Source organism: Pontimicrobium sp. MEBiC06410 (genome assembly GCF_053601615.1).
In genome coordinates this window covers 1-339 of record NZ_JBSHNT010000021.1, presented here as the reverse complement: position 1 = coordinate 339, position 339 = coordinate 1, and the positions used below count along the sequence as shown (strand labels likewise).

1 protein-coding gene is annotated in these 339 nt (G+C 41.3%); it reads left to right on the top strand.

The features are described from left to right. A partial coding sequence (locus ACVC08_RS00150) for a hypothetical protein (RefSeq protein WP_452600496.1) occupies window positions 1-339 on the top strand: 339 nt, incomplete at both ends.

The following is a 339-nucleotide window of genomic DNA, read 5'->3' as shown; positions in this document are numbered from 1 at the left end:
AAACCCAGAAGTATTAGATGGGCAAGACCCAGCCAACTATATCGTAAGCTATTACTTAACACAAGCCGATGCAGATGCAGGCATTAACCCATTACCAATACCCTATACCAATGTCACCAACCCACAAATTATTTATGTACGCGTAGACAATAATACTATGGTAGATGATGGTACAGGAACAGGAACAATGGTCGATAGCTCAGACTGTTACGCTACCGCAGAACTAACGTTGCAAGTCAACCCAATGCCATCGTTTAATTTAGAAGACAATTACCTATTATGTATCAACACCAATGGTACAGAAGTCATTAACACGCCAGCAATAGACACGGGCTTAAC